This is a genomic window from Allokutzneria sp. NRRL B-24872 (assembly GCF_002155965.1).
GTDB lineage: Bacteria > Actinomycetota > Actinomycetes > Mycobacteriales > Pseudonocardiaceae > Allokutzneria.
The window spans coordinates 1-25902 of the sequence record NZ_MUMH01000120.1 but is presented as its reverse complement, the minus strand read 5'-3'; the positions used below and the strand labels follow the sequence as shown (position 1 = coordinate 25902).

At 69.3% G+C, this 25902-nt stretch carries 22 protein-coding genes and 1 tRNA gene; 17 read left to right on the top strand and 6 right to left on the bottom strand.

The window, feature by feature from the left end; translation table 11 throughout:
- Positions 1–23 precede the first annotated feature (23 nt).
- The gene (locus CCN37_RS27990; RefSeq protein WP_086826467.1) at positions 24–980 is read right to left on the bottom strand and encodes a DUF6528 family protein; all 957 of its coding nucleotides are present in this window, start codon (positions 978–980) and stop codon (positions 24–26) included.
- An 86-nt stretch (positions 981–1066) separates the two neighbouring features.
- The gene (locus tag CCN37_RS41105) at positions 1067–1705 is read right to left on the bottom strand and encodes a TetR/AcrR family transcriptional regulator (protein ID WP_210408236.1); all 639 of its coding nucleotides are present in this window, start codon (positions 1703–1705) and stop codon (positions 1067–1069) included.
- Between the two features lie 95 nt (positions 1706–1800).
- Between CCN37_RS41105 and CCN37_RS27980 the strand changes: the two genes are divergently transcribed.
- From CCN37_RS27980 to CCN37_RS27960, 5 genes are all read left to right on the top strand, one after another.
- Entirely contained in the window at positions 1801–2526 is a 726-nt protein-coding gene (locus CCN37_RS27980) for a response regulator transcription factor (RefSeq protein ID WP_086826463.1), read from the top strand.
- Positions 2523–3950, top strand: a complete 1428-nt coding sequence (locus CCN37_RS27975) for a cell wall metabolism sensor histidine kinase WalK (protein ID WP_143261842.1) — start codon at positions 2523–2525, stop codon at positions 3948–3950. The genes CCN37_RS27980 and CCN37_RS27975 overlap by 4 nt, the downstream gene beginning before the upstream one ends.
- Positions 3951–4041: 91 nt before the next feature.
- On the top strand, positions 4042–5232 hold the full coding sequence (locus CCN37_RS27970; RefSeq protein ID WP_210408235.1) for a cytochrome P450: 1191 nt from the start codon (positions 4042–4044) through the stop codon (positions 5230–5232).
- Between the two features lie 35 nt (positions 5233–5267).
- Complete coding sequence (locus tag CCN37_RS27965) at positions 5268–5465, top strand: ferredoxin (protein WP_086826456.1); 198 nt, start codon at positions 5268–5270, stop codon at positions 5463–5465.
- 5 nt (positions 5466–5470) lie between these two features.
- Entirely contained in the window at positions 5471–6628 is a 1158-nt protein-coding gene (locus tag CCN37_RS27960) for an NAD(P)/FAD-dependent oxidoreductase (RefSeq protein WP_086826480.1), read from the top strand.
- A 6-nt stretch (positions 6629–6634) separates the two neighbouring features.
- On the opposite strand, the gene CCN37_RS27955 is transcribed toward CCN37_RS27960, so the two are convergent.
- Both CCN37_RS27955 and hrpB read right to left on the bottom strand, forming a co-directional pair.
- Entirely contained in the window at positions 6635–7024 is a 390-nt protein-coding gene (locus tag CCN37_RS27955; RefSeq protein ID WP_086826454.1) for a VOC family protein, read from the bottom strand.
- 1 nt (position 7025) lies between these two features.
- Positions 7026–9425 carry an ATP-dependent helicase HrpB gene (gene hrpB / locus CCN37_RS27950; protein WP_086826452.1) on the bottom strand — a complete coding sequence of 800 codons (2400 nt, stop codon included), beginning with the start codon at positions 9423–9425 and terminating at the stop codon, positions 7026–7028.
- A gap of 46 nt (positions 9426–9471) precedes the next feature.
- On the opposite strand from hrpB, the gene CCN37_RS27945 reads away from it, so the two are divergent.
- Both CCN37_RS27945 and CCN37_RS27940 read left to right on the top strand, forming a co-directional pair.
- Positions 9472–10692, top strand: a complete 1221-nt coding sequence (locus CCN37_RS27945) for a glycosyltransferase family 2 protein (protein WP_086826449.1) — start codon at positions 9472–9474, stop codon at positions 10690–10692.
- Between the two features lie 84 nt (positions 10693–10776).
- Positions 10777–12102: an MFS transporter gene (locus tag CCN37_RS27940; protein WP_086826447.1), complete on the top strand. Its 1326-nt coding sequence runs from the start codon at positions 10777–10779 to the stop codon at positions 12100–12102.
- Here the strand turns inward: CCN37_RS27940 and CCN37_RS27935 are convergent.
- Positions 12099–12794 (bottom strand): VIT1/CCC1 transporter family protein, encoded by a 696-nt coding sequence (locus CCN37_RS27935; RefSeq protein WP_086826445.1) that lies wholly within the window; start codon positions 12792–12794, stop codon positions 12099–12101. The two genes, CCN37_RS27940 and CCN37_RS27935, sit on opposite strands and share 4 nt — an antisense overlap.
- 190 nt (positions 12795–12984) lie before the next feature.
- On the opposite strand from CCN37_RS27935, the gene CCN37_RS27930 reads away from it, so the two are divergent.
- The 4 genes from CCN37_RS27930 (at position 12985) to CCN37_RS27915 (ending at position 16400) form a co-directional block, all read left to right on the top strand.
- Positions 12985–13746 (top strand): thioredoxin domain-containing protein, encoded by a 762-nt coding sequence (locus tag CCN37_RS27930; protein WP_086826443.1) that lies wholly within the window; start codon positions 12985–12987, stop codon positions 13744–13746.
- A gap of 133 nt (positions 13747–13879) precedes the next feature.
- A tRNA-Ala gene (locus CCN37_RS27925) sits at positions 13880–13952 on the top strand.
- A gap of 1114 nt (positions 13953–15066) precedes the next feature.
- Entirely contained in the window at positions 15067–15276 is a 210-nt protein-coding gene (locus CCN37_RS27920; RefSeq protein ID WP_086826441.1) for a hypothetical protein, read from the top strand.
- Between the two features lie 464 nt (positions 15277–15740).
- Positions 15741–16400 (top strand): hypothetical protein, encoded by a 660-nt coding sequence (locus tag CCN37_RS27915; RefSeq protein ID WP_086826439.1) that lies wholly within the window; start codon positions 15741–15743, stop codon positions 16398–16400.
- Between the two features lie 704 nt (positions 16401–17104).
- Here CCN37_RS27915 and CCN37_RS27910 read toward each other — a convergent pair.
- Positions 17105–18688, bottom strand: coding sequence for an AraC family transcriptional regulator (locus tag CCN37_RS27910; RefSeq protein ID WP_210408233.1), 1584 nt, complete (start codon positions 18686–18688; stop codon positions 17105–17107).
- 135 nt (positions 18689–18823) lie between these two features.
- On the opposite strand from CCN37_RS27910, the gene CCN37_RS27905 reads away from it, so the two are divergent.
- From CCN37_RS27905 to CCN37_RS27880, 6 genes are read left to right on the top strand one after another with little or no spacing between them, the layout of a single operon-like run.
- Positions 18824–20647, top strand: a complete 1824-nt coding sequence (locus CCN37_RS27905) for a siderophore-interacting protein (RefSeq protein ID WP_246843355.1) — start codon at positions 18824–18826, stop codon at positions 20645–20647.
- Between the two features lie 35 nt (positions 20648–20682).
- The gene (locus CCN37_RS27900) at positions 20683–21666 is read left to right on the top strand and encodes an ABC transporter substrate-binding protein (RefSeq protein WP_086826432.1); all 984 of its coding nucleotides are present in this window, start codon (positions 20683–20685) and stop codon (positions 21664–21666) included.
- Positions 21663–22709 carry an iron ABC transporter permease gene (locus CCN37_RS27895; protein WP_086826430.1) on the top strand — a complete coding sequence of 349 codons (1047 nt, stop codon included), beginning with the start codon at positions 21663–21665 and terminating at the stop codon, positions 22707–22709. Before CCN37_RS27900 ends, CCN37_RS27895 begins: the two co-directional genes overlap by 4 nt.
- A complete protein-coding gene (locus tag CCN37_RS27890) occupies positions 22706–23773 on the top strand; it encodes an iron chelate uptake ABC transporter family permease subunit (protein WP_086826428.1) in 1068 nt (355 codons plus the stop codon). The genes CCN37_RS27895 and CCN37_RS27890 overlap by 4 nt, the downstream gene beginning before the upstream one ends.
- Positions 23770–24633, top strand: coding sequence for an ABC transporter ATP-binding protein (locus CCN37_RS27885; RefSeq protein WP_210408232.1), 864 nt, complete (start codon positions 23770–23772; stop codon positions 24631–24633). The genes CCN37_RS27890 and CCN37_RS27885 overlap by 4 nt, the downstream gene beginning before the upstream one ends.
- Positions 24630–25802 carry an alpha/beta hydrolase-fold protein gene (locus CCN37_RS27880; RefSeq protein WP_086826425.1) on the top strand — a complete coding sequence of 391 codons (1173 nt, stop codon included), beginning with the start codon at positions 24630–24632 and terminating at the stop codon, positions 25800–25802. The genes CCN37_RS27885 and CCN37_RS27880 overlap by 4 nt, the downstream gene beginning before the upstream one ends.
- Positions 25803–25902: the final 100 nt, after the last annotated feature.

Here is a 25902-nt window from a genome sequence, read left to right as displayed (position 1 = left end):
TGTGGCGCTTGACGTTCAGTCGATCACTGGTATGCGGAGTACCAGAAGCGGGCCTTGTAGAACTCCGCGCCGGAGCGCGTGCGCTTGGCGTCGGCGCCGAAGAAGTCGATGGTGTCCGTGCACCACGTGGTGCGGCAGCCAGCCTTCGGCTTCGCCTCGATCAGCTGGCCCGTCTGCGGGTGGTTGCCGACCGCTTTCACACCTGAGCGGTTCGCCGCCCCCGCGTGCGCGTAGTCGGTCTTGAAGGCGCCGCTGGACTTGCTGAACTGGTAGGCCTTCGAGCCCGTGGTGACCCACAGGCGGTCCTTGTCGCCGTACACCGGCTGGAGGTCGTGGCCGCCCTTCGTCGGCAGTGCGACCTTGCGCGCCTCGGTCAGCGTCGGGCTCGCGGCGGTGCCACCGACCTTCAACGCCACCAGGTGGTTGTCGCCGAGCGCCCACAGCACGTTGCCCTGCGGGTCCCACAGCACGCCGTGGCCGCCAGGCAGGTTGTACTGCGCGTGCTTGGTGGCGCTCGCGCCCTGAGAAGCGGCGTAGAGGCGAATCCAGCCGCCGTGGCTCGCGGCGGCCGCCACGTTGCCGTTGGGCAGCACCTCGGCCGCGTGCGGGTTGTCGGCGCCGGGGACCGCGACGGACCACTTGCGCTTACCGGAGGGGAACGAGGCCACGCCGAGGAAGCCGCCGGATGCGGCCGTCACGAGGACCTGGCCGCCGTGCGGCGTGTTCGCGCGCAGGCGCGCGTCCGACGGGTTGGACCACCCAGTGGCGGAGAAGCCGTTCGCTGACGTCGGCGACCACGACCACTTCGTGGCGCCGGAGCCACCCCAGCTCGCGACCGCCGGGTCGAAGACCATGATCTTCTTGCTCGCCTGCTCGGTGGTGACCACATCGAGGGAGGCGGCATCAGCGACGGCGGGGGCGGCGAGCGCGCTGGCGCCCAGCACCGCGCCGAGAACCACTCCGGTGAACCTGGCGAGCACGGCGGCCCCTTCCCATCGGCGACGACGCCAGGTCTACCAGGCGTTTCGCGCCAACGGCCACCGTTCGGGGCGAGAGGCAAGCCACTTTACGAAAGCGGCACGACCTCGGGTTCGTCGAAGTGGCGCAGACCCCGCGCGGTCACCTCGACGGCTCGGAGCAGCGCGGCGCGCACCTGCTCGGCGTCGTCGGTCTCGGCCACCGTGAGCCGCAGCGCGCCGAGGATGCCGCCGACCGCCGAGCCGACCATGACCGCGGCGTCGTAGGGCGTGAGCCGGTCCGGGTAGGCCGTGCACAGCGCGTCGGCCAACTGCTGCTCCACGTCGAGCATGCGCTGCAACGCGCGTGCTTGGAGCACGGGCACCGTCTTGAGCAACTTGAGCCGCAGGGCCGCCGCGCCCAGCGCGATGTCCTGGTTCCACACCGTGGAGAGCAGGTTCTCGTTGAGCACGCGCACCAGCAGGTCGGTCGGGTGCTCGCTGCCGTCGCACTCCGCGATGGTGGTCATCACGAGCTCGGTGCGCACTTCCGAGTGCATGAAGAGGACGTCTTCCTTCGTCGGGAAGTGGTCGAAGAACGTCCGTGTGGAAACGTCGGCGGCGGCGGCGATCTGGGCCACGGTCGTCTGCTCGTAGCCGTGCTCCGAGAACAGCGCGATCGCGGCCTTCACCAGTGCGGTCCTGGTGCGCTGCTTCTTCCGCTCCCGCAGACCCGGCTCCGTCGTCACGGCGGGCATGTTACTGCATTCACTGCGAAAGTGCACTCGTTGCAAGCATGCAGTGAATGCAGTGTAATGGCGGGGTGGTCGGTGCTGGAGGGGACATGCGGGTGGCGGAGCCGGACGCGCCCGCGGTGGTGCGCGCCCGCGTTCTGGTGGTGGACGACGAACCGCACATCGTGGAGCTGCTGGCGACGACGCTGGGGCTGGCCGGGCACGAGGTGCTGACCGCGCGCAGCGGGCAGGAGGCGCTGCGGCTCATCGAGCGGGAACGCCTCGAACTGGTGATCCTCGACGTGATGCTGCCGGACGGCGACGGCTTCGAGCTTTGCTGCCGGTTGCGGCGCCGCAGTCCCGGGGTGTCGGTGCTGTTCCTGACCGCGCGCGACTCCACGGAGGACAAGGTGCGCGGACTGGGGATGGGCGGCGACGACTACGTCACCAAGCCGTTCAGCGTCGCCGAGGTGCTGGCCCGCGTGCAGGCCGTGCTGCGCAGGCGGGGTGGCGAAGGCGTGGCCGAGGAGCACGTGTTCCGCTGTGCGGACCTGGTGCTCGACGAGAGCACGTGCGAGGTGCGGCGCGCGGGCGAGTACGTCGAGCTGTCGCCGACGGAGTTCAAGCTGCTGCGCTACCTGCTGGTCAACGCCGGGCGGGTGCTGTCGAAGGCGCAGATCCTGGACCACGTGTGGCGCTACGACTTCGGCGGGGACGGGTCGGTGGTGGAGAAGTTCATCTCCCGGCTCCGCCACAAGATCGACACGGTGGGGCGGGAGCGGTTGCTGCACACGGTGCGCGGCTTCGGCTACAGCCTTCGCCCGCCGCGCGCGTGAAGCGCCACTGCCACCGGATCGGCTCCCTCCGAGGGCGCCTGCTGGGCACGATCCTGGTGCTGACCACGCTGAGCATCGTGGCCGTGGACATCGCGGCGCTGCTCAGCATGCGCGCCTACCTCCAGTCGCGGGTGGACACCGCGCTGACCACGCTCGACCACCGCGTCCGCGAACTGGACGCACGCAACCCTCCGCCCGCATCGGAGTCGTTGCGCACGCTGAGGTCGTTGGGCCCCAGCGGGAACTACGTCGCGTTGATCGGACGCGGCGGCGTGGTGCTGGACTCCGCGCCAGCCGATGGCCCGTCCGGGGCGCCCGAGCCCGCGCCAGCGCTGACCAAGGAACTGCTCTCCGGTTCCGCGCTCGTCACGGTGCCGTCCATCGCGGAGCACGGTCCGGACTACCGGGTGCTCGTGACACCTCTGCCCGAGCCGGTTCACCTGTGGGGCAAGGAAGATCCGCGCGAGCTGTCGGCGGTGGTGATCGCGATGTCCTTGCGGGGCAACGAAGACGCACTCGCCAAGCTGGCGGTGTTCGTCGCGGTCGCCACGCTCGTCGCCGTGATCGCGGTCGGCGCGCTCTCCCTGGTGGCGCTGCGCGTCGGGCTGAAACCGTTGCGGGTCATGGCGAGCACGGCCAGCGCCATCGCCACGGGGGACACCGCCAGGCGCGTCGAGCTGAAGGACGCCGGGCGCGAGGTCGAGCAGCTGGCCGACGCCATCAACCGCGCGTTCGACGCCCGGGAGCACTCCGAGCAGCGGTTGCGCTCCTTCGTCGCCGACGCCTCGCACGAGCTGCGCACGCCGTTGACCACGATCAGGGGCTGGGCGGAGCTGTACCTCCAGGACATCGACGACCCGGCGCTGCTGGAGCTGGCGATGTCGCGGATCAGCGACGAGTCGCTGCGGATGCACGCACTGGTGGAGGAACTGCTCCTGCTGGCCCGGCTGGACCAGGGCAGGCCGCTCGACCGCGAGCTGGTCGACCTCTCCCGGCTGGCCGCCGAGGCCGTCGCGGACACGCGGATCATCGCTCCGGCGAGGGAGATCTCCCTCGATCTGTCCACAGTGGACGCAATCGTGCCCGGCGACGCGGACCGGCTCCGGCAGGTGCTGCGCAACCTGCTGGGCAACGCGATCCAGCACACGCCGGACGGCGAGCCGGTGCACGTCAGCGTGCGGCCGGTCGGCGACACCGCCGTCGCGCTCTCGGTCTCCGACGAGGGACCGGGGCTGGACCCCGCGCTGGCGAGCCGGGTCTTCGAGCGGTTCTACCGGGGAGACCGCTCGCGCGGGCCGGGCGGCTCCGGGCTCGGGCTCAGCATCGTCAAGGCGATCACCGAAGGGCACGGCGGCTCCGCTCGGGTGGAGTCCGTTCCCGGCGCGGGCGCCACGTTCGTGGTGACGCTGCCGAGGCGGTCCTGACGGGTTGTCAGCAAGACGTCAGCTTCCGTGCGGGTTCGCGTCAGCCCGCACTGGTGTCCTGGGAGAACACCACGAGAAGAGGGGGTCCATCGTGAGCTGTCCCGTCTCCCACCAGGCGATGCCCGTCGAGCGCGTCGACCCGTTGATGCCGCCGCCCGGCTACGCGCAGCTGCTCGCCGAGGCGCCGGTCACCAAGGTCCTCGACCTGATCGGCCAGGAGACCTGGCTGGTCACCCGCTACGCCGACGTCCGCGCAGTGCTCGGCGACCCGCGTTTCTCCTCCGACTTCATCGCGCCGGAGCTCAAGGGCATGCGGGAGGAGGAGGACTTCGTCAAGCCGTTCATCCGGCTCGACCCGCCCGAGCACACCCGCTTCCGCCGCGCCCTGACCGGCGAGTTCACCGTCCGGCAGATCCGCCTGCTCGAACCGGGAATCCGCCAGCTGGTGGAGGACCAGCTCGACCAGCTGGCGGCGGCGGGCCAGGGCGCCGATCTGGTCGAGCACTTCGCGCTGCCGATCCCCTCGCTGGTGATCTGCCAGCTGCTCGGCGTGCCCTACACCGACCACGGCCGGTTCCAGAACGACAGCAAGCTGTTGCTGACGAGGGAGCTGGCGCCGGAGGACCGGATGCGCGCGGCGAACGGGCTGCGCGACTTCATGCTCGACCTGGTGCACCTCAAGCGCCGCGAGCCCGACGCGGCGCTGATGACCAGGCTGATCGAGCGTTCGGCCGAGATGGAGCAGCCGTTCAGCGACCTGGAGCTGGCCTCGATCGGCATGCTGCTGCTCGTCGCCGGCCACGAGACCACGGCGAACATGATCGCGCTGACCACCGTCGCCTTGCTGCGCCAGCCGGAGAAGATCGAGGCGTTGCGCGCCGATCCCGGCAAGGTCGACGCCTACGTCGAAGAGGCGTTGCGGCTGCTCACCATCGTCCAGCACGGCGTCCGCCGCCTGGCGACCGAGGACATCGAGGTCGGCGGTGAGGTGATCCGCGAAGGCGAGTGGGTGGTCGCCTCGCTGGCCGCGGGCAACCGCGACCCCGGCGTCTACTCCGAGCCCGACGAGCTCGACGCCGACCGCAAGCGCGTCTCGCACCTGTCCTTCGGCTTCGGCCCGCACCAGTGCCTCGGCCAGCAGCTGGCCAGGGTTGAGCTCCAGATCGCCCTCGCCGCGCTGTTCCGCCGTTTCCCGGCGCTGCGGGTCCAAGAAGGCGAGGAGATTCCCTACAAGCACGACATGTTGATTTATGGCGTGCACAGCCTGCCCGTCGCTTGGTAGAGGATGGAACGGGTAGGAACGACGAGGAGTGTGTGATGCGAGTCGAGATCGACCAGGACAAGTGCTGCGGTGCCGGATCGTGCGTGCTCTCCGCGCCGGAGGTCTTCGACCAGCGGGAGAGCGACGGCATCGTCGTCCTGCTGGAGGAGAAGCCGGGTGACGAGCTGCGCGACGCCGTCGAGGAGGCCGCCGAGCGCTGCCCCGCCGCCGCGATCACCGTCCTGGAGCAGTGACGGCCGTGCGCAGGATCGTTGTCGTCGGCGCCTCGGCGGCGGGCCTCGGCACCGCCGAAGCGCTGCGCAGGCGCGGTTACGCCGGTGAGCTGGTGCTGGTCGGCGCGGAGGCGCACCTCCCGTACGACCGGCCGCCGCTGTCCAAGCAGGTCCTCGCGGGGGCGTGGGAGCCGGATCGGGTCCAGCTGCGCTCCGACGAGAAGCTCGCCGACCTGCGACTCGATCTGCGGCTGGCCACCCAGGCAACGGGCTTGGCTGAGCATCAGGTGCTGCTCGACGGCGGTGACCGGCTCGACTTCGACGGCTTGGTCATCGCCACCGGAGTGGTGCCCAGGGTGCTCCCGGGGACCGCTGGGCTCGGCGGAGTGCACGTGCTGCGGACCCTCGACGACGCGTTGTCGCTGCGCGTCGAGCTGCTCGCGGGGCCTCGGCTGGTGGTCGTCGGCGCCGGGCTGATCGGCTGCGAGGTCGCCGCGACCGCGCGCAAGCTCGGCCTCGACGTGACCCTGGTCGACCCGCTCCCGGTGCCGATGAGCCGCCAGCTCGGGCCTGAACTGGGCGAACTGGTCGCGAACATGCACGCCGAGAACGGCGTCCACCTGCGCTTCGGCGTCGGCGTCGCCTCGGTGCGCTCGGCGGCTGGGCGCGTCACCGGTGTGGTGCTCACCGACGGCACCGAGGTCGAGGCCGACGCGATGCTGGTCGGCATCGGCTCCACGGCGGTCACCGAGTGGCTTGACGGCAGCGGCATTCCCGTTGACGCGTCAGGTGTGCTGTGCGACGCGCACTGCTCGGCGGCGCCAGGGGTGTACGCGGTGGGCGACGTGGCTTCGTGGGAGCACCCCGTGCTCGGCCGGATTCGCCTGGAGCACCGCACCAACGCCACCGAGCAGGCGATGTCGGTGGCGGTGAACCTCCTTGGCACGCAACAGGAATACCGGCCGCTGCCGTACTTCTGGTCCGACCAGTACGACACCAAGCTCCAGATGTTCGGCTGGCCGCTGCCCGGCGATGAGCTGGAGGTCGTCGAGGGCGCCCCCGCCGAAGGCTCGTTCATCGCGACCTACCGTCGCGCCGGGGAGCTGACCGGCGTGCTCGGGTGGAACTCGGTGCGCGGGCTGCGTCCTTTCCGGCAGGAGCTGATGAAGGCCATGGCGGGCTGAACCCGTTCAGGGGCAACGGGTTGAGAGAACGCAGAACTCGTTGCCCTCGGGATCGGCGAGCGTCACCCAGCTCTCCTCGCCGGTCTGGCCGACGTCGGCGTGCCGCGCGCCCAGGTCGAGCAGGCGCTGGACCTCGTCGGCCTGCTCCCGGTCGGTCGCGTTCACGTCGATGTGCAGGCGGTTCTTGATGGTCTTGCCCTCAGGAACGCGCGCGAACGTCAGCGTCGGCGGCACCGGCCCGGGGCGATCCCTGCCTTCGGGCACCGCGGGGGAACCGATGGTGACGATCTCGTCGTCCTCGTGGCGCACCTCGTAGTCCAGCACCGCGCACCAGAACCGGGCGAGGGCGTGGTGGTCGGAGCAGTCGATCGCCAGCTCAGTGAACTTGCTCGCCATGTCAGGGCCTTCCTTCGCTGAGGGGGTTCTCGGGCCAACGGTGCTTCGGGTAACGGCCCCGCAGTTCGGCTCGCACCTGCGGATAACCGTTGTGCCAGAACGATGCCAGGTCTCGCGTGACCGCTGCGGGCCGCCCAGCGGGGGAGAGCAGGTGCAGCAGCACGGTGACCTTGCCGCCCGCGATCCTGGGCGTGTCCGTCCAACCGAACGCGTGCTGCACCTTCACCGGCAGCACCGGCTCCGCGTTCGAGTAGTCCACCTTTGCCTTGGTGCCGTTGGGCAACGCGATCCGTTCCGGAGCGAACTCGTCGAGCTTGCCCGCGAGGGACCACGGCAGCAACCGGCGCAGCGCGCTCCCGGCGTCGATCTTCGCGAGGTCCGCGCGGCGCCTCGCCTTCGAAAGATCGAGCCAATCGTCCACTGTGGACATCAGGCTCTCCTCGTCCACCTTCGGCCACTCGTCTTTGAGGGTATCGTTGAGGAATGCCATGCGCTGCCGGAGTCTTTGTGCGTCCTCCGACCACTTGAGCAGGCCGGTTCCCTCCTTGCGGAGCCCTTCCAACAGCGCGTCGTGCAGCGCTGTTCTGTCCGGATTGGACAGTGGTTTCTCGTGCAGCACAATGGCTCCGAGCTTGCGGACTCGGCGCGCGACGACGTCGCCGTCCTGCCAGCTCACCTCGTCGGCCTCTGGCAGCAGGGTTATCCCGGCCTCGACCGCCAGTGCTTCGTCGGCCACTGCGGCCAGGCGGATGCGTCCGTGTCGCTTGCCCGGCTCGCGATCGGCGACCGCGACGGCCAGCCACTCCGCGTCGCTCAGTGCGCTTCCCTGGGGGAGTTCCACGGCCGTGCCGCTCGCCATCAAGTACACCGGGCCGCCGCCGGGACGACGCTTAGCCAGGCGTTCGGGATGTGCGAGGGCAACGACGAGCGCCGGATCGGGAGCGCGCTCCTTGCCGGTGACCTGTGCGCGCAGGCGGTCGGTCTCACGCCGCCACCGTTGCGTCGCGGGTGTGCCAGACCTCAAGCGCTGCAAAGAAGTCTTGATGTCCACATCGGACGCTAGCGTGTCGTCATCGAGGAGCACCACGACTTCGGCGGCTGCTCGGGGGCCGACGAGGGCGGCGCCGTCGACGAGCGCGCGGGCGAGGCGGGGATGCAACCCGACGTCCGCCAAGCCGCGACCGCGCTCGGTCAGCTCGCCGAGTTCGTCCAGTGCTCCCAAGGCATGCAGCACTTCGCGACCGGCGTTCAGCGCGCCTGCTGGGGGAGCGTCCCACCACGACAGCGCCGAGCCGTCCGGAGTGCCCCAGCTCGCCAGCTCCAGCGCCAGGCGGGTGAGGTCGGCCGTGCGGATCTCCGGCTCCGGCTGGCGCGGCAGCGTGCTGTGCTCGTGCTCCGGCCAGCAGCGGTAGACCACGCCCGGGGCCTCTCGTCCGGCTCGGCCCGCGCGTTGCTCCGCGACCGATGCGGAGACGCGAACCGTTGCCAGGCCTGCCATTCCGCGCCTGTGGTCCACTTTGGACACTCGCGAAAGGCCGGAGTCGACGACCACCCTGACGCCGGGCACCGTGAGGCTCGACTCCGCGACGGCCGTGGACAGGATCACCCGGCGCTGGTCGCCTTGGCGCAGTGCCTCGTCTTGCTCCGCTGCGGGAAGACGGCCGTGCAGCGGGCGAACCACCACGTCGGAGAGGCCGCTGAGCGCGCTCGCGACGCGCCGGATCTCCGCTGCTCCGGGCAGGAACACCAGGACGTCACCGACGCAGTCCGCCAGCGCCGCGTGGACTGCGCGCGAGACCGTGCCCTCGATCCGCTCGCGGTTGGCGGGCGCCACGTAGCGGGTCTCCACGGGGAAGGTCACCGAGGGCACGCGCAGCACGGGAGCGGCGCCGAGCAGCGCGGAGACCTCCTCGGCCGCGACGGTCGCCGAGGTCGCGAGCAGGCGAAGGTCTTCGCGCAGCCCGGCGCGGGCGTCCACGAGCAAGGTCAGCAACAAATCGGCGTCCAAGTGCCGCTCATGGATCTCGTCGAGCACCACCGTGCCCACCCCGGCCAGCTCCGGGTCCGCCTGCAACCGCCTGACCAGCAGGCCGGAGGTGACGACCTCGATCCGCGTCGCGGCGGAGACCTTGCGGTCGCCGCGCACGGAGTAGCCGACGGTCTCGCCGACCCGTTCTCCGAGCAGCGCCGCCATCCGCGCCGCGGCCGCCCTCGCCGCGAGCCGCCTGGGCTCGGCGACGACCACCCGGGTGTTCTCCGCTGCCAGGGCCAGCGGGACCAGCGTGGTCTTGCCGGTACCGGGCGGCGCGACCAGCACCGCTGCCCCGTGCTCAGCCAGCAGCCCGACGACCTCGCCGAGGACCGCGCGCACCGGCAGATCGGGCAGCGCATGCCAATTCATTGCGATTGCGACCACAAACGGGCAGCCTGCCAGGCAGACTTCGAGCATGCCTCGTACCACCCGTGAGCCCGGCCGCCCGCTGCTCCGCGCGGCGACCTTCGTCGCCGCCGCCTCGGTCCTGCGCACCGCGTACACCCTGGTCAACCTGCGTCGACAGCGGCCGATCGCCGCCGAGCCGCTGCGCGAGCAGCCCACCGTCTCGGTGATCGTTCCCGCGAGGGACGAGGCAGCGACGATCGACGCGTGCCTGACCGCGCTGCGCGCCCAGACGCACACGGCGCTGCGCATCCTGGTGGTCGACGACGGCTCCACCGACGAGACCGCCGCCATCGTCGACCGGCACGCCGAGGAGGACCCCCGGGTCCGCGTGGTCGAGAGCGACGGCCCGCCGGACGGCTGGGCGGGCAAGGTCCACGCCATGCACGTCGGCGTGATCGCGGTCGACTCCGCGCCGGACTGGCCGGACGCCTCCGGGCCGACCGACTGGCTGGTGTTCTTCGACGCCGACACCACGGCTCACCCGGAGCTGATCGGACGACTGCTCACCACCGCGCTCGCCCGCGAGGCCGACCTGGTCTCGACGCCTGGCGTGACCGACAGGACGCGGCTGGAGCACTGGACGGTCATGCCCCCGGCCGTCGCCATGATCCTGGAGACCGCGGGTCCGGACGGCCGTGGCTTGCTCGCGCTCGCCTACGGCCACTGCATGCTGTTCCGCCGCGACGCCTACGAGCGGGTCGGCGGTTGGCCCGCGGTCGCGGGCTCGCGTGGTGAGGACGTCGCGATGGCGACGCTGGTGCGCGATCAGGGCGGGCAGACGCTGTGCGCGAACAGCCACGGCCTGTTCGGCAACTCCGGCTTCGACGGCTTCGGCGTGATGTGGCGGTCGCTGCGGAAGAGCTTCGTCGCGGGCAACAACGGCGACGTGCGCGTGCTCGGTGCCGGAGCCGCCTCGCAGGCGTTGTTCAGCCTCGTTCCCGTGCTCGCGCTGACGAAGGGGCTCCGCCGCCGGAACAAGCGCCTGATCGCCCTCGGCGCGGTCGCGTGGAGCGCTCAGGCGGTCAGCCACGGTGCCGTGGCGCGCACGCTCAACCAGCCCGCCGCCACCGGCGTGGTCGGCCCGCTGGCCGGAGTCGCGTTCGCCGCGCTGCTCGGCGACGCCGTGCGGGTGGCCCTGGGCAAGTCGACCACCTGGCGTGGTCGCCCGGTCGTGGCGAAGGGCGGGGAGCCGCTGCTGCGAGTTGGGAAACGTCACACGAACTTGTGACGGGCGAATACCGATCGAGTCTCAAAACGCTTGCCGGATAGCCTAACCTTAGCTCTGCTAACGAGAGCAGTAGGAGGCGCAAGGGTGAGCACGTCCGCCGATCCCGCACCGACGACGGAGAAACTCCCCGACCGCCTCCCCAACGAGGTGTGGGTGCTGGTCGCGGCGAGCTTCGTGATCGCGATCGGGTTCGGCATCGTCGCGCCCGCCCTGCCCGGCTTCGCGGCCAGCTTCGACGTCGGCGTTACCGCCTCCTCGATCGTGATCAGCGCCTTCGCCTTCACCCGGCTGGCGTTCGCCCCGGCAAGCGGCAAGCTCGTCGCCAGGTTCGGTGAGCGCCCGATCTACGTGTGGGGACTGCTCATCGTGGCCGTCTCCACCGGCGCGTGCGCCTTCGCGGGCGACTACTGGCAGCTGCTGGTGCTGCGCGCGCTCGGCGGCACCGGCTCCACGATGTTCACCGTCTCCGCCGTCGCCCTGCTGATCCGGCTCAGCCCGCCGCACCTGCGCGGCCGGGCCTCGGGCGTGTGGGCGACGGGCTTCCTGCTCGGCAACATCGCCGGGCCGATCGTGGGCGGCGGTCTCGTCGGCATCTCGATGAAGCTGCCGTTCCTCACCTACGCGGTCGCGTTGATGATCGCGGCCTTCGTCGCCTGGTTCTTCCTGCGCAACTCGTCGCTGGCCTCGGCTGACCGCGACGACTCGCGGCCGCTGTTCACCGTGCGCGAGGCTTTTGGCCACGGCGCCTACCGCGCTTCGCTCGCCTCGAACTTCGCGACCGGCTGGACCGTCTACGGCGTCCGCATGGCGCTGATCCCGCTGTTCGTCACGCAGGCGTTGCGCGAGAACGAGGCATGGGCGGGCATCTCGCTGTCGGTCTTCGCCGGGGGCAACGCGCTGGTCCTGCTCTTCTCCGGCAAGCTCGCCGACACCAAGGGCCGCAAACCGCTCGCCGTCGCCGGGCTCGTGCTCGCGGGCGCGTCGATGATCTGGCTCGGCTTCACCGACTCGATCCCGGCGTTCCTGGCCGCGTCGGTCGTCGCGGGTTTCGGCGCCGGTCTGCTCACCCCCGCTCAGGGCGCCGCGGTCGCTGACGTCGTCGGCAACGAGAAGCGCGGCGGCCCGGTGCTCGCGGGCTTCCAGATGGCGGCCGACGTGGGCACGATCCTCGGCCCGCTGCTCGCCGGTGTGATGGCGGAGAACCTGTCCTTCGAGACGGCTTTCGCGGTCACCGGCTTCACGATGCTGCTCGCGCTTGTGCCGTGGCTGATGGCCCCCGAGACGCTGCCCAAGGGGCCGGGCGAGCACACCGCCTCCGATGTCGCCGCGGAGAGCGCCTGCATCGACGAGGGGCCCGAGCTGCCGACCGGCGAGCGCGTCGCGGGCAAGCCGCAGCAGCCCCAGCCCTAGCTGACTCCGACTCCGATCAGCATGCCGACCACGTAGGTGGCTCCGGCCGCGATCGCGCCGAACAGCAGCTGGCGCAGGCCGTTGTACCACCAGGACCGCGTGGTGAAGCGGGACACCATCGCTCCCGCCGCGAACAAGCCCACGGCTCCGACGAGGAGGCCGAGCAGCAGCGACTCCGACCCGAGCAGGAACGGGACCAGCGGGAACAGGGCTCCGACCGCGAAGCACAGGAACGAGGAGACCCCGGCAACCACAGGCGACGGCTGCTCCTGCGGGTCGACGCCGAGTTCCTGGGTGATGTGCACGCGCACCGCGAGTTCGGGGTTCGCGTGCACCTCCGCCGCAGCCTTCTCCGCCGTCTCGCGGCTGAGGCCCATTTCCACGTACATGTCGACCAGCTCCGCCTGCTCTGCGCGCGGGTTCGCGCGCAGTTCGCGGCGCTCCGTCGCCACCTCGGCGCTGATCGCGTTGTTCTGCGTTTCCACCGATGCGTACTCGCCCAGCGCCATCGAGAACGCGCCCGCCACCAGGCCCGCCGTTCCTGAGAGCACGATCACCGTGCTGCTCGCCCCGCCCCCGCCCATCCCGGCGACCAGCGCGATGTTGGTCACCAGCCCGTCCATCGCGCCGAACACCGCGGGCCTCAGCCAGCCCCCGGACACGTCCGCGTGCGTGTGCCCGATCTCGTCCATGGGCTCGACCGTAGGTCCTGTTTCGCAGATGAGGACAGCCTTGTGAAGGTGTGCCTGGCCTGCTCCGACGCATCTCGCAGTACCCTCGCCACACCGTGGTGTCACCCCGGGCCGTGTTGTCTGTCCGGCGAGCGGGTGCGCTCAGCAGAGTCCGGCTCGACCGGAGAACGATTTTGGGGAGGAAGCCGACGTGGGCGGAGCCCAGCGGAACGCGCGCAACAAGAAGAAGCAGGCCAGTGCGGTCGCGGCGGCGCGTGGAACGAGCAGCGACCGGAACAAGGTCATCATCGGCGTTGTCTTCGTCGTGCTGCTCGCGGTCGGTGTGATCGGCGGCGTGCTCCTGACGAACCAGGCGGCCGGAGCCATCCCCGTCGTGGACGCCAAGTCCGACTACCCGGTGCAGCGCCAGGAAGGCACCGTCGTCGCGGGCAAGGACACCGCCAAGACCACCATCGACGTCTACGCGGACTTCCTCTGCCCCGCGTGCGGTCAGTTCGAGAAGCTCTACGGCGAGAACATCAACGAGAAGGTCAGCGCGGGCCAGCTCAAGGTCCGCTACCACCTGCTGCCCTTCCTGAACTCCATGTCCAGCCCCGAGGGCTACTCCGCCGACGCCGCCAACGCCGCGCTCTGCTCGGCCGACAGCGGCAAGTTCCCCACCTACTTCGCCAGCCTCTTCGGCAAGCAGCCCGCTGAGCGCGCCAAGGGCTACGACGACAACCGGCTCATCGAGCTCGGCACCGCCGTCGGCGCAGGCCCCGACTTCGAGCAGTGCGTGCGCACCAAGCGCCACGTCCCCCTCGGCGAGGCCGAACTGAAGGCGTTCACCGACAACCAGGCGCTCGTGGGCTCCCAGGGCACCCACGGCACCCCCACCGTCGCCCAGAACGGCAAGCGCGTGGACATCGCCAGCGGCGGCTGGCTCGACCAGCTCATCGCCTCCGCCGGCTGAGCCTGAAGATCACGCAGGTCAACGACCTGCCGGAGGATCTTGGACCCCCCGATTTCGTAGTTCGCGGAGCCGTCGTATATGGTGTGCAAGCACGCGAACGAGAGATCGGAAGCGAGCGAAAGATCCTCCTCAAGGGGCTGTAGCGCAGTTGGTAGCGCACCACACTGGCAGTGTGGGGGTCAGGGGTTCGAATCCCCTCAGCTCCACTTTGGAGAGTGAAACCGGGTGATCTGCTCAGGCAGGTCACCCGGTTTCTTTTGTCTGTTGTGGACACCTGCTGCCGTGGTGGATCGCTGACAGGAGCAGGTCGCCGAAACCGGCGGAATGGGGTCACAATTTCTGCTCCAGCCCATCTGAGTGATGTTGCGGTTGTCCAGCGCTTAGATATCTTCCGCTGATTCGCTGCAGGCGGGATGGTGGTTCGGTGCTGCCCCATTGCGACTGTGCCGATTGCTCGCGTCGGTGACCGCCTCTGGGCTGCGTGCGGAGCGGCGGGGTGCAAGGTCCCCCGTCACGACGGTGACGGGGTCAGAATCAGATCTGCTTCCTCGTTTACTCGCCCGTGGCCGACGCGATGCTGACAGGCCGTTGGCCTAGCGGGAGCAGGTCGGCATCCAACTGGCTTCCGAAGCTGGCGATGTGATCATGGTCGCTTGCCCCGTCATCGGCACCGTCTCGGGTAACCCAGCCGCGCGGGCGGCGGCCATCGCCGGGAATCCAGGCACAGCAGCACAAGCATCTGTGCAAGCTCGCATGGATGTGATCGACGAGCTGGACCAGGCCGTTGGGAAACTCGCCGTCCTGGGATGGTGGCGCCGGGCTGGTCGAACGCCTGTGCGCCGCGAGATCGCCAGGGGCGCCGATTCTCCGGCCGCGAAGCCCCAGCAGCCCTGCAACTGCGCGGACGGTAATCATGAGCAGAACCACGTCGGCGCGCAGAACTACTCCCATGCCAGGACAGAACTGCCGACCTGGTGGTCGCGCTTGACTCGATCCCGGCGTTCAACACAGTGCTGTTCAGCGGCGTCAAACGATTGCCTTCGACGGCGCGACAGCTCAGAGTCACACTGGGGAGCCAATGTGACAGGTATCACACTCGTTAGTCTGACCTGCGGCTTAGGCATCTAAAAGGGTGGCCGGTACCCCCGGGGTGGGTGGGGTAATGGCAGTTATCAGGGCTCGGGTGCCTCCAGTTGGGCGGGGTGGCCGAGTAAGGTCATGCACGTTGCGTGAGTCCGATCCTCACTCATCCCTCTTCCGGGGCACTCGGTCGCCACCGCGGTGCAACCGGCACCCAGGATATGGAAGAGGTGATGGCCCTTGGAGCACGACGAGGGCAACGAGCCCGTCCCCGAGCGGGGGCAGCAGGCGCCGCGAGCGATTCGAGTGCTGTTGATGGCTCAGCAGCTCGCGGTCGTGCTTGAGCACATCGCTCAGGCTGCAAGCAGCGAGGTCCTGGCGACAATCGCCAGGACCTCGGTGGTTGCTCTCGGACTGGCGGTCAACTTCTTTGGCCAGAGGCGCCGCTAGCCGAGTACCTCCATGACGAGCCGTCGGCCGCGCATCCAGCGTGGCTGGCGGTTTCGTCAGTTATTCGATCTTGATGTCGCCGCCTGGCTGGTGTGCCAGTGGTGGCGACGCCCAAGGATGGTGTAGACCCCTCTGCCATTTCATGTGACCTGGGACACACTTTCCGATTCGTTACCTTGTGATGGGGGAAACATCCGCGCGGATGGTCGGTTTGAGGGGTGCTCAGGTGGCAAAGTTGGCTCCCCTCCCAGGTGAGAGCTATGCGCATTTGTGCACTATGTCAATCATCCGTTGACGTTACACGTCAACGTTTCATTGACATTGGAATGCGTGGGCGGCATGCTTCTCGTGTGAGCCAGCCTCGTCGTGTGCCAGATCCGGCCAACCTGCCGCGCTTCGCTCGCGCGCGTGACCACTTGGTCTCCGTCCTGTCGGTGCGACGTTCGGAGAAGGAGCGTCGTGCCGTGGCGTTGATCGAGCGCGTTACCGTGTTTGACAGTCCTGACGAGGAGTTGTTGGTCGCGGCGATGCAGCTGCTCGCCTTGGCGCGTGATGACGTCGATGAGGCCGAGCGCACCCTGCTCGCGCAGGCGCGCAAGATCGGCATGCCTTGGTCGAAGATCGCCGAGGCGTTGGGGTTGAAGTCCCGCCAGGCTGCCGAGCAGCGCGCGCTCGTGCTCCAGCGCACGCGGCACAACTTGGCTCTGTCGGAGATCGGGCAGCACCGCAACCTCCGGGACCCGCAGGAGACCCGCAGGGGTCGCAAGCGTGTTGAACGGCAGCGCCGCATTCTCATGGAGAACTTTTCGCACCTGCGTGACTACGCCGAGCTGCTGCTCCAAGATCACAAGGCCAGCACCTCCACGAGTATCTCCTCTGGCGGAGGAGCCCAACGAGCACGTTGGGACGATGCTTCCCCGCTGGTCATGGCCCGCATGAGCATCCTCGATCGCACCCACGGCATGGGCGAGACCGAGCTGTTCAAAGCGCTGGTCGACATCAGCCACGGCATCGCCGCCGACTACAAGCACCACGAGGACTTCCCTCAGGAAATTCGGGACGGCATCTTCTACGTCCTGGAACTGGATGCCCACCTCCGCCGGATGGCCCAGGAGCTGTCCTAATGTCCTCTTGCGATTCAAGATTCAATCGTTCCTTGACCAGTTTCATCGGCACCGAGCGAGAACGTCGCACTCGGTGCCGATGAACGGCGGCTCGGCAAACGCATTAACGGTGGGGACTGGACCTCAAGGGTGCTCAGGAGAACTCTCAGGTGTAGGAGCGCCGCAACCGGTGACGTGGACAGGGTGAAAATCGACATTTAGGCGTCGGCGATGGCGGGGCGGCTCATTGCTGATTGGGCGAGCCGTTCATGGAAGCGCAGTGCGAGTCCGTCACGGAATTCTGGCCCTGGGCCCAGTGTTTGTGAGGATCGGAATTCCTGTCTGATGGTCATTTTCCAGATTTCCTGCGACACGCGACCGATTGCGCGCTGAACTTGAGGGTGAGGCGAGGTTGCCTTTCAGTGCGATCTGCAAAGGGACTTCATGTGGCAATGTGGGGACGGGCTGGAGTATGGGCTCGTTGAACCGCACTCAACTGCACTGAATGGCGTGCAGCAGCGCTGCTTCTGCCTGCGGTATAAGGGTATTCGCTGCTGCATGCCCTTTGGGTAATCCATTCTGGACTCTTGTAGCAGTAGTGGATGGCCAGTTGGTGCAGAGCTGGAGTAGGTCGCCGGAATCGGCGAAATGGGTCAGAGTTTCCATCTAGTTTTCGGTGCTGGTAGAGGTTTCCTTGGAAGCGAACGCCTGAGATCAGGGAGCGGTCACTTCGGGTCGGGTGTGCGGGTTGAGAGGGAAGCGCGCTCGCGTTCTTGGAATTCGCGGGGGGAGAGGCCGTGGAGGCGGGTGAAGGCGGTGCTGAAGGCCGGGAGGTGGGCGTAGCCGACGCGGCGGGCTACGGTGCTGGGCTTGGCGTTGCTGGCGAGCAGGTCGCGGGCGATGCGCATGCGGGCGGCGTAGCGCCAGCGGGCGAAGGGCATGCCGGTCTCGGCGCGGAAGGCGCGGTGGACCTCGGCGGGGACGTCGAACAGGACGGATTCGCGGGAGATGTCGATGTGGCGCAGGTAGTCCAGCGCGGCGGCGCGGGCGCGTGGGTCGGTGGGCATGGGCACGGACAGCGCTCGTTGCGCGGCGACCTGTTCGGCGAAGAGGTCGAGGATGTGACGGGGGTTGTAGTCGTCGGGATGCAGGCCGGATCGGGCGCTGATGGAGCAGTGCATCAGGTAGTCGTCCCAGGCGGGGGAGAACTGCACCTGTAGCGGCTCGGCCAGTTGGAGGTCGGCGACGGTCGCGCTTCCGAGGGGCAGCGAGATGGAGTTCTCGCGGAGACCGGTGATGTGCTTCAAGCCTGCGGGAATCCAGGTCGCGACGCCGCGGTGTCGTTCGTAACGGCTCTCGCCGATGTCGAGGTATCCGCTGCCGCGGTAGATCCAGCTCAGGACGTGCACGTGGTTGGCGTGCCGGGGTGTGCGGGCAGCGGGGAGCGGATCGGACGCGGCAGCGAGGGAACCCCGCGTCATGCGCATGAGCTCATCGGTCTGACGGGCCAGGGTGGCGCGCGGTGTCAGGTCGACGTGCGCGGAGCTGGCGGCGAGCTTTCTGCTGAAGTCGTAGGGCGTTGGTCCGTAGTGCCGCTTGAACGCGCGAGTGAAGCCGTTGCGGCTGGCGAAGCCCACCCGTGCGGCGACCTGGTCGACGTCGAATCCCGCGGCCAGGAACTCGACGGCCGCGATCAAGCGGTTGCGCAGCCGCCACTGCTCAAAGGTGAGCCCGGTGCCTGCGAGGAAGTCGCGGCGCAAGGTCCGAGGGCTTGAGAGCGCCCTGGCCGCCCACTGCTCGACAGTGAGGTCGATCGCGGGGTCGCGGATCAGCTCCTCGGCCACGGCTTTGGCGCCGGCGGCTCTCGGCAGCTCCGGCGGTGAGGCGTCGGGCGCGGGTGCTCGGTCGCGGCCGAGGAGATCGGTGATCGCGTCCTGGAAGTACCCGTGCCCGGTCAACGGGGTGACCAGGAGGTTGAAGTGCTGGATCAGCCAGTCCTGCCAACCGTCGGGGACCTGGAACCGAGTCGCTTCGCGCGGGCCGTCGGTAGCCGGGTGGAGCCACAGGGGGAAGGCGACCGTGCCTGGCTCGGTGTTGATCGCGCGATGGTTCCACCCGAGCGCGGGAATCCACGCACCGTGCCCGGCGGTGAGGTGGAACGCCGCAACGCCGTCGATGCGCACGTGCGCTGTGCCGGTGCGGACCCAGATCAGCAGCGGGCGGCGGGGATGTCCGGTCGAGTCCGACCGCGCCGCCGGGATCGGCGGGGCCTCGCTCGCGTCGGCGGGAAACGGCGATGAGAGGGCCACGCCCATAAACGATATGGCAGTCTGCGCACACCATTGAAGGTAAGGATTGCCTAACCTCTGTCTGTTTGCTCCGTCGAACGACCAGGAAGGACCGCCTTCGTGCCGAAGACCTCACGCCGGCTCACCGTGCGCCCAGTGACCCTGCGCGAAGTCGAGGTCCTTCGGGTGGCGGACCTGACGCCGGGGATGCGGCGGATCACGCTGGGCGGAGCGCAGCTGCGCGCGTTCACCTCGGCAAACGGCTTCCCGCAGCCCGCGTTCGACTCGCTCGGTTTCGATGACGACATCCGGCTGGTGTTCCGCGCCCCCGGCCACGCCGAGCCGGTGCTGCCGGTGCAGCGAGAGCGGGGCGTGGACCTGCCGAGAAACCCCCGGCCCCTGTCGAAGGCCTACACGGTCCGCCGCTGGAGCGCTGAGGCCGGCGAGCTGGACGTGGACTTCGTCAAGCACGGCATCGGCGTGGGCACCACCTGGGCCTACCGCGTGCAACCAGGCGAACGCGTCCACTTCTACGGCCCGAGCTCCTCGCGCTCGCTCCCCGGCGACGCGGACTGGCTCTTGGTGGTCGGGGACGACACCGCTCTTCCCGCCATCGCTCGGCTGTTGGACGAGCTGCCGGAGGACGCGCGGGCACGGGTGTTCGTCGAGGTCGCCGAGGACTCACATCGGCTGGAGCTGCGCGAGCTGCCGCACGTCGAGGTGACCTGGCTGGTGCGTGGCGATGCCGAGGCGGGGACGAGCAGCCTGCTCCTGGACGCGGTCAAGAACGGCGGCTGGTGGGAGGGGCAACCGTTCGCGTGGCTCGCCGGGGAGCACACGTCCGTTCGGGACCTGCGACGCCATCTGGTCGAGGGCCGGGGCGTGCCGAAGGAGGACATCGACTTCGCCGGGTACTGGCGGCGCGGCGAGGTCGTCGCCCTGGAGACCGACGCGGCGGTACCCGACCCGGAGAAGACGAAAACCCCGTTCGAGCGGCTTCGCGAGCTGACCGAGTTGGTAGCGCCGACCGCGATCCGTGCCGCCGTCGAGCTGGGCGTCCCTGACCTGATCTCCCGAGGCGTCACCAGCGTCGCGGACCTGGCCGTCAAGGCGGGCGCGGACGAGCGGGCACTCCACAAGCTCCTGCGCTACCTGCACACCCTGGACGTCCTGACGGAGACCGAGCCTGGCCACTACGGACTCGCCCCGACGGGCGAGGTGCTGACCAACGACTTCATGGTCGACGCCCTGCACCCGGCCGGGGTGGTCGGCCGCGAGATGCTCGGCATGCGCGGGCTCACCGAGTCGATCCGTACCGGCCGGGCGTCCTACGCCTCGGTCACCGGCCAGACCTACGTCGAGGTGCGCGCCGAGCAGGACTACGAGGACCGCTACCTGGAGCGACTGGCGAAGTTCCAGCCCGCGCTGGCCGAACCCATCGCCGCATCGGAGCTCCTCACCGGCGTCGAGCACGTGGTGCTCCACTCCGGCGGGGCCGGTGCTCAGGCCCGCGAGTTCGTAGCCGCCCACCCTGGCCTGCGCGTGACGATCTGCGCGCTGCCCGCCCAAGCGGACTGGCTGCGCCGTGACCTGCCCGCCACCATTCCCGATGAGGCGCAGCGCGCGCGGGTGACGGTGGTCGAGCAGTCCGTCTTCGAACCGGGCCCGCCGGCGAACGCCGTGTTCGTCATCCGCGCCTTCAAGGCCCTCGCCGACGCTGATGCCGCCCACGCCCTGCGCCGAGCCGCCGAGCAGCTCCTTCCCGGTGGCCGGGTGCTGCTGATCGAGGAGACCTTCGATGGCCTCGACGAGCACGACGGCGGAGCTGACCTGCTCGCCCTCACCGTGCACGGCTCCGGACTGCGGACCCCCGGCGAACTCGATGCCGTCATCGCCCGAGCGGGACTCCGCTGCCGGGCGAGGCACACCGTCGGCTGGGGCACCACCATCCGCGACCTCGTGCCGGCCAGCTCCCACTGACCTTTCGCACAGCACAGAAGAGAAAGAGCACAAACATGACTACGACACTCCTGAGACGACGGGGCCCGGTCCTGGCCGCCTTGCTGAGTGCCACGCTCGTCCTTTCCGCCTGCGGCAGCAGCGGCGACGGCGCCACCAAACCGGCCGGGGAGATGCGCACCGTCAAGGCCGACAACGGCAGTGTCAGCGTTCCCGTGAAGCCGCAGCGGGTCGTCACGATCGGCAACACGACGCTTCCGTTCATCGACATGGGTGGCGCGCCGGTGGGGGCCACCGAGGTGACCGCCTCCGAACTCGGCCTCGTTCCCGAGAAGCAGAAGGCCACGTTCAAGGCAGCGACGAACCTCGGCGCCAGCGGTGACCAGGTCGACCTGGAGAAGCTCGCCAACCTGAAGCCGGACCTCATCCTGGCCCAGCTCCCCGACGGCGAGTTCAAGAAGATCGAGAACCAGCTGAAGCCGATCGCCCCGACGCTCTTCTGGGGGCTCGACACCGAGTGGAAGGCACTCGCGGGCGGCGTCGCCGAGGCCGGGAACGTGACGAACGAGCTCAGTGCGCAGAAGGCGGAGTTCGAGAAGAAGATCGCCAAGATCAAGCAGACGCACCGCAAGATCATCGACGAGACCTCGTTCGTCAACGTCGACCGCTGGGAGAGCTCCGATCCCGGAACGTTCTCCATCGCGGACTTCGGGTGCGTCGAGATCGCCCAGGACGACCTCGGCATGAAGTTCCCCAAGGCGGCCGAGGGCAAGGACCCCCTCGGCTGGACGTCCCTGCCGTTCGAGCAGATCGCGGGACTGTCCAAGTACGACGTGATCACCTACCCCGTCGACGCCGACGGCCGCCCGAAGCCGGCGTTCGCGCCCGTCGTCGAGACCAACACCTGGAAGGCGCTGCCTGCCGTGAGCTCGGGCCGCGCGCTCGGACTCTTCTGCCCCGGCAACAACTCCTACCGGCCCGTCCTGCAGTACCTGGACTCGCTCGACCGAGCGCTGGCGAACCTGCCCGCCAAGAAATGACCGCTCTCGCTCCGCCACTCGTTGGGCCGGACACCGTGAAGGCGCCACGGCCGCGGCTGCGTCGCTCGGTCGGCCTGGTCGTCGTGCTCGTGGTGCTGCTGGTCCTGCTGGTGGCGAGCATGATGATCGGGTCAACGGCGATCGCGCCGTCGGTGGTGTGGGACGCCCTGTTCCACCCAGCCGCTGACATCGATCAGTTCGCGATCCGCGACTACCGGCTGCCGCGCACCGTCGTCGGGCTGGTCGTCGGAATGGCGCTCGGGCTCGTGGGGGCGTTGATCCAGGCGCTCACCCGCAACCCGCTGGCCGATCCGGGCACCCTCGGCCTCGACGCGGGCGCGTCCTTCGCGGTGACGGTCGCGGTTGGCGTGCTCGGCGTCGGCGACATCAGCGGCTACCTGTGGTTCGCCGTCGCGGGGGCGATGATCGTCATGCTGGTGGTGCTCGCGCTCGGGTCGACGCGGCAGGGCTCCTCGCCGGTGGTGATGGTGCTCGCCGGGGCCTGCGTCGGCGCGGTGCTCAGGGGTGCGGCGGACGCGCTCCAACTGACCAACCCGGCGGCCTTCGACGCGATGCGGTCCTGGAACGCCGGTTCGATCGGGGGCAGGCCGCTCGATCTGCTGGTGCCGATCCTGCCGGTCTTCGCGGTGGCGCTCGTCCTGGCCTTCGCGGTGTCAGGGCCGCTCAACGCCATGGCTCTCGGCGACGATCTGGCGCGCACGCAAGGAGTTCGGGTGACCCGCGCGCGTGTCCTCGCGATCATCGCGCTCACCCTGCTCGCCGGGGGAGCGACCGCGATCGCTGGCCCCATCGGCTTCGTCGGTCTCATGGTGCCGCACGTGGCTCGCTGGATCGTCGGCCCGAACCAGCGGTGGATCTTCGCCTACAGCGTCCTGCTGGCCCCGGCGCTGCTGTTGGCCTCCGACATCCTCGGCCGGATCGTGATGCGCCCCAGCGAGATCCCCGTCGGCGTCGTCACCGCGTTCGTCGGCGCTCCCGTTCTCATCGCGCTGGTGCTGCGGAAGAAGGCGAGTGGACTATGAGCACTCGACCGCCGGAGGCGGACCAGGTGGACTTCGGGCACCGCGTGCTGGTGCTGCGGCGCCGGAGGATCGCGGTACGGCTCGAATGGCGTTCGGTCGTCGTCTGCGCGGTGCTCGCGCTGGCGGTCGCGGGCATGGCGGTGCTCGCGCTGATGACCGGCTCGTACCCGCTCAGCGCCGGGCAGGTGGTCTCGGCGCTGACCGGCGGCGAGACGGGGCTCGTCCACAGCATCGTGGTCGAGTGGCGACTGCCCCGGGTGGCGGCGGCGCTGGTGTTCGGCGCCTCGCTCGGGGTGTCCGGCGCGATCTTCCAATCCCTGCTGCGCAACCCGCTCGCCGAGCCCGGCATCATCGGGTTCTCGCAGGGCTCCTACACCGGTGCGCTGATCGTGATCCTGGTCGTCAACGGCACCTACTGGCAGTTGGTCGGCGGGGCGTTGCTGGGCGGGATGGCCACCGCCGTCGTCGTGTACGTGCTCGCCTACCGGCGTGGGGTGCAAGGGTTCCGGCTGATCGTCGTCGGCATCGGCATCTCGGCCATGCTGGGGTCGCTGAACACCTGGCTGATCCTCAAAGCCGACCTGAAAGTCGCGATGGCCGCCGCCGCGTGGGGCGCGGGCTCGCTCAACGGCACGTCCTGGAACCAGGTTCTCGTCGGCGGCGCGTTCATCGTCGTGCTCCTGCTGCTGGCCGCGATGCTGAGCCGGCCGATGCGGCAGCTGGAACTGGGTGATGAAGCGGCCGCCTCCCAAGGGGTTCGGGTCGCGCCTGCCCGCCTCGGCCTGATCGGGGTGGGGGTCGCGTTGACGGCGACGGTCACCGCCGCGTCGGGGCCGATCACGTTCATCTCCCTGCTGGCACCTCAGATCGCTCGCCGGATCGCCCGCACCGCGGGGATCACCCTCGCGCCCGCCGCCTTCGTCGGCGCCCTGCTGTGCCTGGTGGCGGACTACCTCGCCCAGCACATCGCGCCCACCCCGCTGCCGGTGGGGACCATCACCGTCATGCTCGGCGGCGGCTACCTCGGCTGGCTGCTGTTCACCGAAGCCAGGAGACGCCTGTGACCACTTTCCTCGGAGGCCCCGGAGGCCCGGGAGGCGCTCGCCTGCACGTGGATTCGGCGACGATCGGCTACGGCAAGCGCCTCATCTGCGAGGACCTGTCGGTGGCCATCCCGGACCGCTCGTTCACGGTCATCGTGGGGCCGAACGCGTGCGGCAAGTCCACCCTGCTGCGCGGGCTGGCACGGCTGCTCAAACCCGGCGCTGGGCAGGTGGTCCTGGACGGGGCGGACATCAGCTCCTTCAAGAGCAAGGAGGTGGCGCGGCGGGTCGGGCTGCTGCCGCAGACCTCGATCGCTCCGGACGGGATCACCGTGGCCGAGCTGGTGGCCCGGGGCCGGTACCCGCACCAGGGCTTCGGCAGGCAGTGGACCGAGACCGACGAGCAGGCCGTGCTGAGGGCGATGAACCACACCGCGGTCTCCGCACTGTCCGGCCGTCTGGTGGACGAGCTCTCCGGCGGGCAGCGGCAGCGCGTGTGGGTGGCCATGGCGCTCGCCCAGCACACCGACATCCTGCTGCTCGACGAGCCGACCACCTTCCTCGACATCGCCCACCAGATCGAGCTGATGGAGCTGTTCACCGATCTGCACCACGCCGGCCACACCCTGGTCGCCGTCCTGCACGACCTCAACCACGCCGCCCGCTACGGCACCCACCTGATCGCCATGAAGGACGGCCAGGTCGTCGCCGAAGGCACCCCCGACCAGGTCGTCACCGCCGATCTGGTCGAAGAGGTGTTCGGTCTGCCCTGCCTGGTCGTGCCCGATCCGGTGGCCGGTACCCCGCAGGTCGTGCCGCTCGGCCGCGACCGAACCCGGCAGCGGTCCACCGACTACGCACGTGAAGAGAGCAGGACATGACCAATCCGTTCGTCGAGAAGCTGTCGACCGGGGAGTGGAGTCCTGAGAGGTTCAGGCGGCACCTCGTGGAGACCGGTGCTCCGCTGGTCGAGCGGGTCCTGGCGGACGAGGTGGACGTGACGTTCGTCGACGAGCCCGGAGACGACACGACGGTCACCCTCTCGGTCGTCATCGGTCCCGTCATCGGCTTCAACAAGATCGACACGGAGTTCGCTGCGGTGCCGGGGACGCCGTTTCGCGTTCTCACCCTGCGGATGCGTTCCGATCTGCGCTTCTCGTACGTGTTCACCAGATGCGGACAACGGGTATCGGACCCGTTCAACCCGCCGCCGAGGTTCTCCGAGTGCTCGGTCGAGAGGTTCTCCGGGGCCTCGGTGGCAGTGCTGCCCGACGCGGCGCCGTTGCCCTGGCTCGATCAGGCCGAAGCGCGGCCGGCACCGGCCATGGAGTCCGCCGTGTTCGCGAGCGAGCTCCTGGGGAACGAGCGCCGCATCTGGATCTCGATGCCCCCTGGCGAGTTCTCGGACGAGAGCGCACTGCCGTTCGTGATCCACTTGGACGGCACCCCGGACCACAGCGCGCCGAGCGTTCGTGATGCCCTTGTCCAGGCGGGACTGATCCGGCCTTGCGCGGTGGTTCTCGTCGACCAGCTCGGACTGCGGCGCTACCAGGAGTTGCTCTGCGATCCGGTGTTCTCGCAGATGCTGGTCGATGAGCTGGTGCCCTGGCTGCTCGAGCGGTATCCGCTCTCGCGGGACCCCGGGGACGTGGCGCTGGCCGGTGAGAGCTTTGGCGGACTGTGTGCCGCGTGGACAGTGCTGCACCACCCGGCGACGTTCGGAAACGCCATCGTCCAGTCGCCCTCGTGCGGCTACCACCCTGACCTCAAGATGGGCACCGGCGCGGACGAGCTGCTGCGCCGTACCCCCGTGCCGACGTTGATCGCCGACTTCCTGGCCGCGGAACCGGTGCCGATCCGCGTCTTTCACGATGTCGGCGAGCTGGAGAGTTCGATCACCCACAGCCGCTGGTTGGACCAGGTGCTCACGCAGAAGGGGTACGACACCGCCTTCCGGGAGTTCGCGGGCGGACACGACTACGCGTGGTGGCGAGGGCTCTTCGCCGATGCCCTGCGCTGGTGCTTCCCCCGCCAGGCGCAGCGATCGTGACCCGTACCGACCCCGCCGGACTGGGCAGGGGACCGCTGACCCGGTGGCTGCCGGTGCTCGGCCAGGCTCGCGGCGAGCCTGGCGATCTCCCGCCGTTCGA

What these genes read in the sequence shown, in the direction of transcription:
- CCN37_RS27955 (WP_086826454.1), bottom strand. Translation starts at nt 7,024, where the DNA reads ATGGCGAGCAAGTTCACTGAGCTGGCGATCGACTGCTCCGACCACCAC.
- CCN37_RS27935 (WP_086826445.1), bottom strand. Translation starts at nt 12,794, where the DNA reads ATGGACGAGATCGGGCACACGCACGCGGACGTGTCCGGGGGCTGGCTG.
- CCN37_RS27980 (WP_086826463.1), top strand. Translation starts at nt 1,801, where the DNA reads ATGCGGGTGGCGGAGCCGGACGCGCCCGCGGTGGTGCGCGCCCGCGTT.
- CCN37_RS27900 (WP_086826432.1), top strand. Translation starts at nt 20,683, where the DNA reads ATGACTACGACACTCCTGAGACGACGGGGCCCGGTCCTGGCCGCCTTG.
- hrpB (WP_086826452.1), bottom strand. Translation starts at nt 9,425, where the DNA reads ATGAATTGGCATGCGCTGCCCGATCTGCCGGTGCGCGCGGTCCTCGGC.
- CCN37_RS27890 (WP_086826428.1), top strand. Translation starts at nt 22,706, where the DNA reads ATGAGCACTCGACCGCCGGAGGCGGACCAGGTGGACTTCGGGCACCGC.
- CCN37_RS27965 (WP_086826456.1), top strand. Translation starts at nt 5,268, where the DNA reads ATGCGAGTCGAGATCGACCAGGACAAGTGCTGCGGTGCCGGATCGTGC.
- CCN37_RS27945 (WP_086826449.1), top strand. Translation starts at nt 9,472, where the DNA reads ATGCCTCGTACCACCCGTGAGCCCGGCCGCCCGCTGCTCCGCGCGGCG.
- CCN37_RS27895 (WP_086826430.1), top strand. Translation starts at nt 21,663, where the DNA reads ATGACCGCTCTCGCTCCGCCACTCGTTGGGCCGGACACCGTGAAGGCG.
- CCN37_RS27880 (WP_086826425.1), top strand. Translation starts at nt 24,630, where the DNA reads ATGACCAATCCGTTCGTCGAGAAGCTGTCGACCGGGGAGTGGAGTCCT.